The organism is Salinimonas sediminis, assembly GCF_003429285.1.
Taxonomy (GTDB): Bacteria; Pseudomonadota; Gammaproteobacteria; order Enterobacterales; family Alteromonadaceae; genus Alteromonas; species Alteromonas indica.
In genome coordinates this window covers 244,086-256,615 of sequence record NZ_CP031769.1, presented here as the reverse complement: position 1 = coordinate 256,615, position 12,530 = coordinate 244,086, and the positions used below count along the sequence as shown (strand labels likewise).

The 12,530-nt window shown below is 49.1% G+C and carries 12 protein-coding genes; 5 read left to right on the top strand and 7 right to left on the bottom strand.

All coding sequences use genetic code 11. The features are described 5' to 3' along the window. Nucleotides 1-117: 117 nt before the first annotated feature. Nucleotides 118-1,434, bottom strand: coding sequence for a methyl-accepting chemotaxis protein (locus D0Y50_RS01235; RefSeq protein WP_108565771.1), 1,317 nt, complete (start codon nucleotides 1,432-1,434; stop codon nucleotides 118-120). A 580-nt stretch (nucleotides 1,435-2,014) separates the two neighbouring features. Here D0Y50_RS01235 and D0Y50_RS01230 point away from each other — a divergent pair. After that, nucleotides 2,015-3,259, top strand: coding sequence for an MFS transporter (locus D0Y50_RS01230; protein WP_232366381.1), 1,245 nt, complete (start codon nucleotides 2,015-2,017; stop codon nucleotides 3,257-3,259). 76 nt (nucleotides 3,260-3,335) lie between these two features. Here the strand turns inward: D0Y50_RS01230 and D0Y50_RS01225 are convergent, their stop codons facing one another. Then, the gene (locus D0Y50_RS01225) at nucleotides 3,336-3,818 is read right to left on the bottom strand and encodes a hypothetical protein (RefSeq protein ID WP_108565773.1); all 483 of its coding nucleotides are present in this window, start codon (nucleotides 3,816-3,818) and stop codon (nucleotides 3,336-3,338) included. 169 nt (nucleotides 3,819-3,987) lie between these two features. Beyond that, nucleotides 3,988-5,232, bottom strand: coding sequence for a sensor domain-containing phosphodiesterase (locus D0Y50_RS01220; protein ID WP_117315111.1), 1,245 nt, complete (start codon nucleotides 5,230-5,232; stop codon nucleotides 3,988-3,990). Between the two features lie 488 nt (nucleotides 5,233-5,720). On the opposite strand from D0Y50_RS01220, the gene D0Y50_RS01215 reads away from it, so the two are divergent. From D0Y50_RS01215 to D0Y50_RS01205, 3 genes are all read left to right on the top strand, one after another. Continuing rightward, nucleotides 5,721-6,518: a siderophore-interacting protein gene (locus D0Y50_RS01215; protein ID WP_170145432.1), complete on the top strand. Its 798-nt coding sequence runs from the start codon at nucleotides 5,721-5,723 to the stop codon at nucleotides 6,516-6,518. Between the two features lie 77 nt (nucleotides 6,519-6,595). After that, nucleotides 6,596-7,381 carry a siderophore-interacting protein gene (locus tag D0Y50_RS01210; RefSeq protein WP_117315107.1) on the top strand — a complete coding sequence of 262 codons (786 nt, stop codon included), beginning with the start codon at nucleotides 6,596-6,598 and terminating at the stop codon, nucleotides 7,379-7,381. 37 nt (nucleotides 7,382-7,418) lie between these two features. Then, entirely contained in the window at nucleotides 7,419-7,916 is a 498-nt protein-coding gene (locus tag D0Y50_RS01205) for a GNAT family N-acetyltransferase (protein WP_108565777.1), read from the top strand. A gap of 161 nt (nucleotides 7,917-8,077) precedes the next feature. Here D0Y50_RS01205 and D0Y50_RS01200 read toward each other — a convergent pair whose 3' ends face one another. The 3 genes from D0Y50_RS01200 to D0Y50_RS01190 form a co-directional block, all read right to left on the bottom strand. Then, on the bottom strand, nucleotides 8,078-8,503 hold the full coding sequence (locus D0Y50_RS01200) for a helix-turn-helix domain-containing protein (RefSeq protein WP_108565778.1): 426 nt from the start codon (nucleotides 8,501-8,503) through the stop codon (nucleotides 8,078-8,080). A 183-nt stretch (nucleotides 8,504-8,686) separates the two neighbouring features. Further along, entirely contained in the window at nucleotides 8,687-9,247 is a 561-nt protein-coding gene (locus D0Y50_RS01195) for a CBS domain-containing protein (RefSeq protein WP_108565779.1), read from the bottom strand. A 68-nt stretch (nucleotides 9,248-9,315) separates the two neighbouring features. Then, on the bottom strand, nucleotides 9,316-9,609 hold the full coding sequence (locus D0Y50_RS01190; RefSeq protein WP_133175094.1) for a hypothetical protein: 294 nt from the start codon (nucleotides 9,607-9,609) through the stop codon (nucleotides 9,316-9,318). A 248-nt stretch (nucleotides 9,610-9,857) separates the two neighbouring features. On the opposite strand from D0Y50_RS01190, the gene D0Y50_RS01185 reads away from it, so the two are divergent. Then, a complete protein-coding gene (locus D0Y50_RS01185) occupies nucleotides 9,858-10,748 on the top strand; it encodes a DUF2608 domain-containing protein (protein WP_170145431.1) in 891 nt (296 codons plus the stop codon). Between the two features lie 136 nt (nucleotides 10,749-10,884). On the opposite strand, the gene D0Y50_RS01180 is transcribed toward D0Y50_RS01185, so the two are convergent. Further along, entirely contained in the window at nucleotides 10,885-12,177 is a 1,293-nt protein-coding gene (locus D0Y50_RS01180; RefSeq protein ID WP_108565850.1) for an NAD(P)/FAD-dependent oxidoreductase, read from the bottom strand. Between the last annotated feature and the right edge of the window lie 353 nt (nucleotides 12,178-12,530).

The following is a 12,530-nucleotide window of genomic DNA, read 5'->3' as shown; positions in this document are numbered from 1 at the left end:
TGTTGGGGAAATTGCGATAAATAGCGCGATCGGGAGCTTAGCGCTTAGAATGAAGACCTAAAAATAGTGGGCAGCGGCTTGGGCGGGTACAAGCCGTTTACCCAGTCGGATATTATATTACTGGTTAAGTTGTTGGGTAAACTGGCCTACCGCGCCTACCACTTCTTTTGCGCCTTTTTGAATTTCAATAATGACGCTGCCCGCTTCGTCCGCCAGCTCAAGGCCGCGATCGGCTTTCGTTTTACCTTGATTAACAATCGCGACTGCGTCGGCGGTGAGCGCCTGATTTTTTTGAACGACTGAGACAATCTCTTCGGTGGCTGCAGTAGTGCGCGAAGCAAGTTGCCGCACTTCATCTGCTACCACCGCAAATCCGCGCCCTTGATCGCCCGCTCGCGCCGCTTCGATAGCAGCATTTAGCGCCAATAGATTTGTTTGTTCGGCAATACTGCTTATGCTGCTGATAATAGTAGCAATTTGCTGAGACTGTTCGTCAAGCTCGCCAATGCCGGTATTGGCTTCAATCATATTTGCGGACAGTTCGTTCATTACCGAAACCAGGTTATTAATAACCTCGCTACCCTGAATGGCCACAGTATCAGTGGCTGCGGAGGTAGTATAAGCAATCTCAGCGGCATTGGAGATCGCAATTTCGCGCTCAACCTGTTCGGTGATCACCGTGGCAAACTTCACCACTTTGTAGAGTCTGCCGTAAGAATCGGTCACCGGATTATAGGAGGCCTCTAACCAAACCACTTGCCCGGCAGCGTCAATGCGCTTGAACCGGCCGGCTTTAAAATTGCCATTGCGCAATTGCTGCCAAAACTGTTCGTATTCGGCTGAGTTAGCTTCTTCGCTATCGCAAAACATTCGATGATGTTTACCCTGAATGTGCTCCAGCTGATATCCCATACCCTGCAAAAACGGCGCATTCGCAGTAATGATAGTGCCATCGGGATTGAACTCGATGACAGCAGTCGAGCGCTGTAATGCTTCTACTAAATTTTCGTGTTCACGAGATTGGCTAATGGTGCGGGTTAGGTCATCACAATGAAAAGTGAAGTACAACAGTTTACCTTCCAGGCTTTGCACAGGCTGCACTACGGCACGTAGCCATCCTTCTACGCCATCGCCTTTTTCAAATTGCACCACCCCAGTATAATGCTGACCAAATTTGAGCGCATCGCACAACTTCTTATAGTGCGTGCTGGAGGTCGCTACCCCGGGAATAAAATCGAAAAAGTTACGTCCGACAATATCCTGCGAAGCATAGTGTAATTCGGTGCAAAAATTATCGTTAACTGCATCGATTTTTCCGCTCGGGGTCAGCCGGCAATAAAGCATTTCATTATCGAGACTGCTATTGATTTGTTTAATATGGTGTAGCTCTTCCTTAAGCGCCTTGATTTCCTGTTTTAGTTGGCTGTTAAACATGCTGCTTCCTGTAATGACACTTCCCACTGGCCCAAGCCAATGCGTTAGCGGTTAACCATAATCTATAAACATGAAAATAATAAGATAGACCATCGTCTATTCCTGTGTATGAAATATAAGACTATTTGTGCGTAAAAATTACGCAGCTACTTCTTAATTAATTAGAGACAGCTTCCCCAAACCCGTAAATATAATTTAAAAACAACAAGTTAAACCAATATTACGAAACTGGCACAATATTGGCTTTATTTAAAACAACTGTTTAAGGGTAGTGTTAAAGTCACCAGGTTTTGTGTTTCCCGTAGTGACGTTTACCGAACAGCTGGTTGTGGCACTGGGTTATCAGACCGTGCTGTCAACTAATAGACAATTGGCGTCCCTGATGTCAAATGTTGGACTGTCGAATGGCAGTCATTCTCCCCTCGGGTCCCCCTATGACCCAATCAATACCTCTGATATTCTCCCGCCAAATGGCGGGAGCTTTTTTTTCGGCTCATAAAAATGATAGTTAAAAAGTGATAAGCTGCGCGTTCACCCAGGCTATTTTTACCGCGAATACTTTTGCTACCTATGTTTAATATTGCCAACTTCCATTCAGGTTATCTGCGATAGCGATGTTCGAGCCATGACCTACCCGATTCTTTTTTGTGCGTTACTTGCTACCGCTATCGACCAAAGCGTGTTTTTGACCACGGTGCCTTCTTTAGGACGGTTAGCGGGCCTGTCCGAAATGCAGGTTGCCGTAATGATGTCAGCTTCAGCTGGGGTGTTTGCTATCGCTGCCAATATCTGGAGCCGCTATACCCAACGCTTTGGCTATAAAAGGCTGCTGTTGACCGGCCTTACCGGCTACACTGTCGGGACCGTAATCTTTGCCACCATCTGGTGGATAGCACTGCGCCAATGGATAAGCGTGGAGGCGTTGTTCGCCGGGCTGCTGCTTAGCCGCTGTTTGCAATCTACTATCATGTCTGCCACGCCTCCTTCAGCAGTAGGCTATGTAGTGGCGATCAGTACCAGTGATGAGCGTGCAGCGGCCATCAGCAAAGTCACCTCGGGCAATAATCTGGGCCAGATCCTGGGCCCCGTATTGGCAGGTTTGTTAGTGTCGGCCGGCCTGTTGGCTCCCTATTACTTTGTTATCTTATTTACGTTGGCTGCCATAATCTTAGTGTATTGCAAATTACCGGATATTGGGGCCGGTGATCGGGCCCGCCCCCGTGCTTCGGCAAACGTACTGATGCAGCCGGTTAAAGCCTCTACTGCGCTTCTTATTACATGCTGTATCTGTTTGTTTGCGTGTATGGCAATTATGCAGCAAAGTTTGGCGTTTTTTCTGATGGACTCACAGCAGTTAACTGCGGTGGCAGCCGCGCGGGCCAGTGGGCTAGCTATGATGATGACTGCGGTTTTTTCTTTACTGATACAATTTACGCTCGTTCAGCGTCGCTGGCTCGCCCAAACTACGTTAATTTATCTGGCGTTACCCGTCACGGCACTGGCCTATACCCTGCTCTATTTACAGCAGTCTACTGCAACATTGATGGTGGGGATGGCCCTATTGGGAGTGGGGTTAGGCGCGGCCTACCCATCGTTGGCAGCCGTTGCCACCACACGTTGTCATCCTGACAGGCAATCTGCGGTAACCGGATTACTCACTGCTGCCCCCGCTATGGGCTACATAACCGGCCCGCCGCTTTCCGCCGCGCTATATAATTTAGAGCATCGGCTGCCATTCTTACTGGCTGCACTTTTGATGGCGGCCAGTACGCTGGCGATATGGTGGCGGTTACCTACCGCTACTAATACACAATCTTCTACCTGATAAACTACAGCGAAGAAAGCAGACCCACTACAGCAGGCTTTACCTTAACACTGAAGGCGACCGCTTTAGCAGAGACTTAAGCCTGCTGGTAGAAAAACGAAAAGAACCAGCGCGGAGTAAGCGTCATATCGAAACTTACCTGTTGTTGATTGCCCTTTTTAACTGTTTCCAGGGCATGTTCGTAAGTATGTTGGGCGGGTTGGTAGGCTACGGGCTCAGCCACATTATACCGATAGGCAAACTGCTCATGCACCTTATCATCAGCATGCTCAAATACGGGCATCGCTAACGTGCATTTACCTTTTTCTTCATAATAGGTAATTTCATCGACACTGACGGTATCAGCAAGATCTATCAGGGCCTGCGAGGTGGGCGTATCAGGCTGAATCGTATACTCGTCTGCCGCCTCATTGTGGCCAATCTCGCATGCTACCGCGGCAATCATAGAGAAGGTCGCGCGGTTGTCTTTAAAATTTGACACCATAAACTCATAACTGGGCTGCTGGCTGCATCCGCCGAGCAGTAGTGAGATTACAATGCACAAAAGAAGTTTGTACATATTGCGCTCTTGTGTGAGTGGGCTGTAGTTTATTTGCCCATTGTGTCAAAGACGCGAAGAAATTTCCAACCACTCTTCCCAAGGTATAATGTTGCCGGCCGCTTCGCCCCAACATCATGCCAATGGTGAAAGCCATATTAAGGGAGCTACCTCGTTCGAATAACGCCCCTTAGCATGCTTGTTCCAGGCTTTCGGCTAGCTGCTCAAACGGCACAGGACGCGAGAAATACCAGCCCTGAAAATAAGCCACGCCCAGCGCCTCCAGCGCCTGATACTCTTCCTGAGTTTCAATGCCTTCTGCCACAACTTCGCAGTTGAAGCTATGCGCAAAGGCCAGCAGGCCGGTGACCAGAGCCTGGCGTTTTTTATCCAGATGAATATTGCTGGCCAAACTCAGATCCAGCTTTATCACGTCAGGCTCTATTTCAAGAATATGCTTTAAGCTGGCAAAGCCAGCCCCCACATCATCGATGCATATTTTAAAGCCCCGGTCGCTCAGTGGCCGCAGAAAGGTTCGAAAACGCTGATAGTCTTTCACCCGCACATGCTCTGTCAGTTCAATTTTCACCTGGCGGCTGTCTACCGCTTTCAGTAACTCAGGCAATAGCCCGCTTTCTACCATCTGCGGACTAACATTTATGGAGGTTCTTACCTCAAGCCCGCGTGCCTTTGCGCTGTTTAGACGCGCCACTACGCGATGGATAATCGCAGATTCAACTTCCAGGCCCAGTCCGACTGTATCGGCATCATGCAGCCATTCATTCGGCGGTCGGTAGGGGTCGGTGTTAAACCGGGCAAGCACCTCGTAATATTCATACCGGGCACTGTGCTTGCCATAGATTGGCTGAAATACCACTTCAATTTTATGCTGGTCAATCACATAACGGACTTGTTCGCGGGTAAGATCCTGTTTTTGCTGTTGCGCCAGTGTGCGGCCCATAACCTGCCCCACATAGGACGCGATACTATGTAACAGGTCTACATCCCGTCGACTCAGCGCGGCGTTAGGTTTGTTGTCATAACAGCATAATGCGCCATAAGTATCGCCATTTTGTAAAGTAATCGGCACCCCAATATAAGCACCAATAGACAGTTGCCGGGTGACACGCATACCGCGGGTTACAGGGTGTGCCATTGTATCAGGCACGATATTATCCAGCTGTCCGCAGGCAATTTTAAAACAATAGGAATTATCCAGCTGCTCAGCGCTGCCGGCTGGAATAGGCGTGGCCACGGCGCTACTGGCCTGTACTAATTCCACCCGCCGCTGGCTATCGGTAAAACGGGAGGTAAAGGCCACATCCATATTTAAAAAGCAGCGGACTGCTTCCAGTAACATGGCTAGGTCAACAATACTACTGGATGATCCTGCTTCTGCCTGTTCTAACAGAGTCATTATATTTTGCTGTGACATGGCGTAATCCCTGACTACCGGTTACCTGTTGGTTTATCTAAGTACGGCATTACCGTGACTAAGGCCGCCCACCGTGTAATCGGCAAACAGCTGATTTAAAGAATATTTTCATCATCGTTTATTGGTAATAAATTGCAATGAGAATTTTTTAACGCAAGCCGCCAACGTTATACCTATAACATTTACGCCCATTGCTACGGTAAACCAGAAGACCATTTATTAATGATATTTTTTGGTATGCACCTATATACCATTTTATAGTTTTACAGGCTATATGCGCCAACCCGCGGTGCTATAGTTACGCCACTGATGCAGTTCATTGTTTTCAGTAACCATGTGTATTCCAATTCTTTGACCGGAGCGTTTGCTCCGGTTTTTTTATTCGCGCAATCCGAGTCAAACCCCGCTTTTCATTCTATTCTTCCACATTTATTTGATAATGATTCTTATTTACAATGTCATTTCTTATTTGTGGTTAAGGAATGTACATGGCGAATCAACCTAAACGCCCGCTGGTCTTGCAAGTACAGCAAACATTGTCGTTAAGTCCGTCAATGCAACGGCTAACCCTCGCTGGCCCAGAGCTGGCCGACTTTCCAGAAGTAGCACCGGGTGCGTATGTAAAGCTGATGTTTACCTTCGATAACCAGCCCGTCACCTGGATCCCAGAGTCACTGCAGGAAGTTCAGTTACGCACTTACACAGTAAGGTTCGTTGACCAGGCTCAGCGCACCTTGACTATTGATATGGCGTTGCATGGTGCAGATGCCACTGCAGGGCCTGCTTCGCATTGGGCCCCCCAGGCGAAACCTGGCGACAAGATAACCGTGGGCGGGCCGGGCTCGGTAAAAGGGTTGCCCACCGGTTACGACTGGTTACTCATGGTGGGCGATATTACCGCCTTACCGGCGATAGCCAGTCACCTTGAGCAACTCCCTGCGACGACCCAGGGCTATGCGGTAATCAAAGTTCCTGAAGACCAAGATAAAATTGAGCTGACGAAGCCACCCGCTATGCAAGTGATATGGCATGTTGAAACGGCAGCCGTGTCGACACTAAGCGACACCGTGAGTGAATTAACCCCAGCGCCGGGTATAGTGGCCGCGTGGGCAGCGTGCGAGTTTTCTGATATGCGGGCTCTGCGCACCTTGTTTCGCCAACGCTGGAATATAAATCACGAATACCTTTATATCAGTAGTTACTGGCGCAAGGGTCGCCGTGAAGACCAGCACAAAGTTGATAAGCAGCGCGATCAGCAAGAGTGGGAAAGCCGCCAAACAGCATAGAGTGGTGAATTATCGGCCAGGTTGGTTCGATTCTGGCATATAGAACGCTATCAATACTCTTGGATAGGCGTTCACCGGTGACTACCTGGCAACAACTTAAAAATATGTTCAGCCCTGCCCTTGCCAACCCTGAAGCACAGAGCTTTAGTCTTACTGTGCAAAAGGTCTCGCAGGTTGGCGCCCACGTCCGACGCATTACCTTAGGTGGCAGCGCAATACGCAAACTTCCTCAGCTTCGTTCGGGAAGCTGTATACGGTTGCTATTTGAAACAGATGGTGCCCCTTTACAACGCGCTGTCAGCTCAACCCAAACTGTCCTTGAACGCCCTTTTACCGTACGGTTTTGCGACCGCGATATGCTGTTGATCACTATTGACGTGATGCTGGGCGGCCATTTGCCCGATGGTCCAGCGCGCCGCTGGGCTAATACCGTGGCCTTGGGAGAAGCTATTCAGGTGAAAGGCCCATGGCTGTCAGCGCCGTTAAAAGACAGTACAGACTGGGTATTGCTGGCCGGGGAAGTGGCCGCTATTCCGGCCATTGCGCATCATTTAGAAGCCCTGCACCCGGCGACCCGCGGTGTGGTAGCCCTGCACAATACCGGCATGGCGGAAAATATCCTGCTGAGCAAGCCGGTAAATATGGATATTATCTGGAGTAACGGCAGATATGCTTCGTTACCTCAGCTCCTCCAGCACATCCCTCGTCTTAAAGGCACGCCAGCCGCCTGGGTTGGCGCTATGCAGCGCGATGTTTCGCCGCTTCATCAATGGCTTGAACAAGCCCTGGGGGTGCCCCAAGATGCCTTGGTGGTAACGCCCTATGACAATACCGGTCAGCCACAGGTAGCGGTGGCTGGCTAGTACTTCATTAACCCGTAAGGATACAGATACCACCATCATGATTTTAACCATTCGCCCCGAACAGCCCGAAGATATCTCAGAGATTCGGGAAGTTATCAAGCGCGCCTTCAAAAGCGCCTCTCATAGCAATAATAAGGAGCATCACATTGTGGATGCCCTACGTGAACACGGGCAACTTTATTTATCCAGAGTGGCCGAGGTTGATGGCCAGATGATGGGACATATCGCGGTAAGCCCGGTGCGGCTTTCCAGCGGAGCTAAACACTGGTACGGCATTGGGCCGGTTTCTATTATACCAGACTATCAAAGCAAGGGCGGCGGTTCCCGGCTTATCGAAAGTACGTTACATCAACTTAGAGACAGTGGTGCTAACGGTTGTGTACTGGTCGGCGATCCCTCTTATTATACGCGCTTCGGATTTAAGCATATCAGTACCCTGACGTGTCAGGATATTCCGCAGGGGTATTTTATGGCTATTGCGTTTAATGATCAGTGCCCGCGCGGTTCAGTAACCTATTCGGAGGCCTTTAATTAAGCGGGTCAGAGTAAATCATAGCGGGTATAGGAAAGAGTTGGGGCAATTCCATTGCTCCATTTGTGACAGGCTGCCAGGCATAGTTGCCAACTGTATTTTAAATGACGTTTACAATATAAAGAGTTAGTGGGTGATGGGACAATCAGTCTATGCACCACAACTTACCGGGCCACCATTTCTACCTCTGCTTGTTCGGTACTACGGGGCATTACAAACGACAACTCCATCAGCGGTTTATCGCCATGGGTACTTTGCAGATAATCGCTAACATAAGATATCCCCGCCAAATTATTACACGCGTTTTTGGGAGTAACATCCAAATGCGGATTATGGTGGGCAAACCAGTCCAGCATGAGGTCGGTGTCCCCATCTGACATGGCATACAGTAAATGGTACATTTTTATAAAGGCGACTTGCACCTCACTTTCGGGTGAGTCGGCTTCAAACCCGACTAATGCAGTTTCCTTTAGCGCAGGTTCACTAATGCCCAGAATTTGCGCAGCTTCTTGCGGGGTTAGCCCCAATTCTTCATAAGCCCAGGTGAACGCTTTCATTACCACAGCAGGCGGATTATGTGATTGTGTCATGGGATGCTCCTTTATGTGGCGTGACGATACAATATCAATCACTGCTATAGCACTGCGAAAAACGTTCCATAATTTCATTAAATGTAAAAAATACGTTAAAACACCTACTGGGCCGACCAGTGGCGGTAGATGAAAGCCCCTTCGCGCAGTGCTAAGTCAAAGCGCGTGGGGCTTCGGCAGCCATTAGGCAGCCAAAATACGCGACAGTGCACTGAAAGAGGGCTGCGCGTAAATATCCAGGGGCAACCGTAAGGTGCGTGCGATATCGCTGACACTTATTACCCCACGTATTTCGTGTGCGCCACGGTCCGTTACCAGGCAATGGTGCTGGCCATTATCTTTTAAGGTTTCCACCACATCTCCGACTCTGGCATTCACCAGCTGGGCATAATCAAAACTTTGCAAGGCGGTTTTCGGTTGCATGAAATCCTGCGCAGTAAGTTCGTGTCGCTCAATACCGGATGCGACCTTCTGCAAAATACGCTGCTCGGTTAAGTCTGCCAATGTAACGATACCGGCAAACTGTTGATGTTTATCGAGCACAATTTTCATCTTCACGTGGGAGTGCTTCATCAGACTTTCCAACGCAACCGCTGCGGTATCGTAATCAATTACCTGGGGGGTCTGTTCAGTGAAATCTGTCACTATTGATAAGGCCGGCGAATGCAGGCTGATCTGGCGCTGCACAGTGGGCCAGGCGAGTTTGTCAATTTGTTCGGTTTTATACAGGGGTAAAGTATGCATAGGAAGCTCCTCAGCATTAATTTAAGAGATCAGAAAATGCACCGTTTCCGGTGGGAAAAATTGAACGCTTAAACTACCTGGGGCGGGGCACGGATAGAGCGGTGATCAATACTGACCACATTGCTGATACGCCGGAACCCGGCGTAGGCTTGTTCAAACATCGAGTAAGCAAGGCTGACAACATGCACTATGTCATCGCCATCTTCGCTATCGACGTCTTTATCATAAGGCTGGTGGGCTATCGCCGCTACCGCCAAAAGGGCAATATCCTGAGTGGGATGTAGTGCTGCAGACGTATTGCTACCGCCGCCTTGGTAGGGCGATAAGATCAACACGCTTAATAGCAGTAGCCATTTTCCCATAACTATCACGATACTGTTTTGCTGGTGAATAATTAGTATAGGGGCGCCGGCTTGCGCTTCCAGAGCAGCTGGGCGCGGCTTTGCCACCATTGACCGAATAATGTGTTCCAGTACGGCCGATAAACTTAAAAACCGTGCGTTGCGCGGTAAAAAATAAACGCTGAAAATACATTGTTTTTGCCCAGGCTTTGATAAGCTACTATGGCGTGCTTAGACGGTTTTTATTACTTTATTATATGGAATTTACTGTGAAATCAGTTTTTTGCCCGTTGGTAACGGGCGTATTATGGCTTCTTTTGGTGGGCTGCGCCCAAACTCCTACCGCTCCCCAAATAACTATCGACACCCTCGACATCACCGCCTTACAGGAGGTGGATAACCAGATTACAGCACTAAACCGCCAGTATGGCGCCACCAATGTGTTGGTAGTGACCGATATTGATAATACCGTGCTCACTGCGACCGCCGATTTGGGCAGTGATATCTGGTATCAGTGGCAAACGGGTAAACTGGATGTGCAGCCTACGCCGCAGCAGCAAGTAGACTGCTTGTATGAAGATGCCATTGGCCTGCTGTACGCCCTGGCCCCGATGCAGTTGACCGAACCTGCAGTACCGGCCTTATTAGCCAGTTGGCAACAGCAGGGCAATCCGGTGATAGCATTAACTGCACGGGGCCCTGCCACCAGAGCCGCGACTGAACGCGAACTCGCCCGCTACCAACTGGATTTCGCGCAAAACCCCATACGCGGTAAGCATCACGAGCCACTGCTGTTACGCGATACACTGGAACGTGAATACAGCTACATGAAGGGTATTATGATGACCTCAGGCCAAAATAAAGGCGTGATGTTACAACGGCTTATCAAACAGGCTGACCAGCACTATAAAGCCATTGTGTTTATTGATGACTCGGCTAAAAACATTGCCAATATGGTGAACGCCTATGAACAAACCGGCGATACGAGTGTTTACGCCTATTACTATACGCTGGTGGAACATCAGCGCCTGAAGGAAAATGGAGCCATAATAACTTCAGAGCAGGCCGCTGCCATGACTCGCCAATATCAGCAACTTACCAATGTGATTCGATCTATTTATCCGGCGAGGCCTACCGACGGACAGTGCCTGGGTCAGTGAATTCGGCGCCATGCTGCGCGAAGCGGATATCAACTAACGCTTACTGTAAAAGTAACAGCAAAAAAGGGCCTTCAGGCCCTTTTTAATGGTTTTTACTATGGCAGGTAGCTAAGCGCACGTTAGCCCCATACAAGCGTTAATGCAGTTTGAATTTGGGCCCCACAATATTACTTACCTTGCGACTGAACAGGGTTAGGATGCCTTTAAACCAACCATGAACGGTAAACTGATGATTGTTATACAAAGACACATACACCAGTTTAGCCAGGCGTCCTTCCACAAACATACTGCTATTAGATAATGCGCCCATAAGGCTGCCAACGGTGCTGTACTTGCTTAAGTGCACCAGCGACCCGTAATCTTTGTATTGATATTCACTTAATGGCTTATCTTTAAACAGCGCAATAATATTATCGGCGGCAACAGTCGCCATCTGATGAGCTGATTGCGCACGCGGGGGCACCCAACTGCCATCTTTTTGCTTGAAGCCACAACAGTCGCCAATAACAAAAATATCGTTATCTACTGTACTGCGTAATTGCGGAGTAACCAGAATCTGATTGGCCCGGTTAGTTTCAAACACGTCCATTGCCACCAGAAAATCAGGCGCTTTGACGCCAGCCGACCATACCATAAGATCGGCAGCTATCAATTCATCTTCACTGGTTATAAAGCCCTGTTCAGTGGCTTTCGCTACTTTAGTGGACTCGCGAATTTTAATACCCAGCTTGGTTAATGCCTTACGTGCAGATAACGCGATTTTCTCTGGTAAGGCTGGCAAGATTCGTTCGCCCGCTTCAATGATAGTGACTTTTAGCCGGTCAGCAGACATTTCAGGCATACCGTAAGCGCGTGCCAAATTAGCCACGTGGTGTAACTGGGCCGCCAACTCCGTTCCCGTGGCGCCCGCCCCTACAATACCAATTTGCAGTTCGGTTTTATCCACACAGTCCTGGTTAATTTTTAACAGTTGGTTTAGCAGAGCCCGATGAAAACGCTCTGCCTGATCCAGTGAATCAAGCGTAAAACAGTTGTCCTGAACCCCGGGGGTGCCAAAGTCATTACACACACTGCCCATTGCCAGTACCAGATAATCATACTCCAGGTTTCGCTGGGGCAGAATTTGCTGGCCACTTTCATCCACCAGGGGATCCAGTGTAATAAGTTTTTGCTCGCGATCGATACCGGTTAGTTCACCCAGCTGAAACTGATAATGATGCCGTACCGCATGCATACGATAATCAACGCCATCAGAGCCTTTATCTATAACCCCTGCAGCCACTTCGTGAAGTAACGGCTTCCAAACATGGGTGCGGCTTTTATCCACCAAAATAATGTCTGCAGAGCCTGATTTCCCAAGGGATTTACTTAACCGGGTTACCAGTTCCAACCCACCGGCCCCGCCGCCAACCACGACAATTTTCTTCATAACAAGTGCCTTAATGTAATCTTTCCAGCCATCAATACGAACAACACAACCCTGATTGCTGTTAATACTGATGGCTGGGAAGACTGGGACACCGGCACGGCATAACATCTTAACACGCCAGGCTTATTACTATGCGCAATTCCGCTCAAGTGTTCAATTATGCAGGTCGCATCAGCCGCCCTTTTATCGAATGGCACGCTTCTTAGCATGCTGTCACTGACGGCTATTAGCCACACCGGTTGGCGGCGGTTATACCCCACGGCCAATCGGCAACCTGTTTTACGCCTGGCCGCCCGCCCCTACCCAAATGATCTTAAGGCTCGCATCAAAAAATTAATCCTTTGATATACAAA

Bases quoted from the DNA above. Each gene is read 5' to 3' on its own strand.
- D0Y50_RS01235 (WP_108565771.1), bottom strand. From the start codon at position 1,434: ATGTTTAACAGCCAACTAAAACAGGAAATCAAGGCGCTTAAGGAAGAG.
- D0Y50_RS01225 (WP_108565773.1), bottom strand. From the start codon at position 3,818: ATGTACAAACTTCTTTTGTGCATTGTAATCTCACTACTGCTCGGCGGA.
- D0Y50_RS01220 (WP_117315111.1), bottom strand. From the start codon at position 5,232: ATGTCACAGCAAAATATAATGACTCTGTTAGAACAGGCAGAAGCAGGA.
- D0Y50_RS01215 (WP_170145432.1), top strand. From the start codon at position 5,721: ATGGCGAATCAACCTAAACGCCCGCTGGTCTTGCAAGTACAGCAAACA.
- D0Y50_RS01205 (WP_108565777.1), top strand. From the start codon at position 7,419: ATGATTTTAACCATTCGCCCCGAACAGCCCGAAGATATCTCAGAGATT.
- D0Y50_RS01200 (WP_108565778.1), bottom strand. From the start codon at position 8,503: ATGACACAATCACATAATCCGCCTGCTGTGGTAATGAAAGCGTTCACC.
- D0Y50_RS01195 (WP_108565779.1), bottom strand. From the start codon at position 9,247: ATGCATACTTTACCCCTGTATAAAACCGAACAAATTGACAAACTCGCC.
- D0Y50_RS01190 (WP_133175094.1), bottom strand. From the start codon at position 9,609: ATGGGAAAATGGCTACTGCTATTAAGCGTGTTGATCTTATCGCCCTAC.
- D0Y50_RS01180 (WP_108565850.1), bottom strand. From the start codon at position 12,177: ATGAAGAAAATTGTCGTGGTTGGCGGCGGGGCCGGTGGGTTGGAACTG.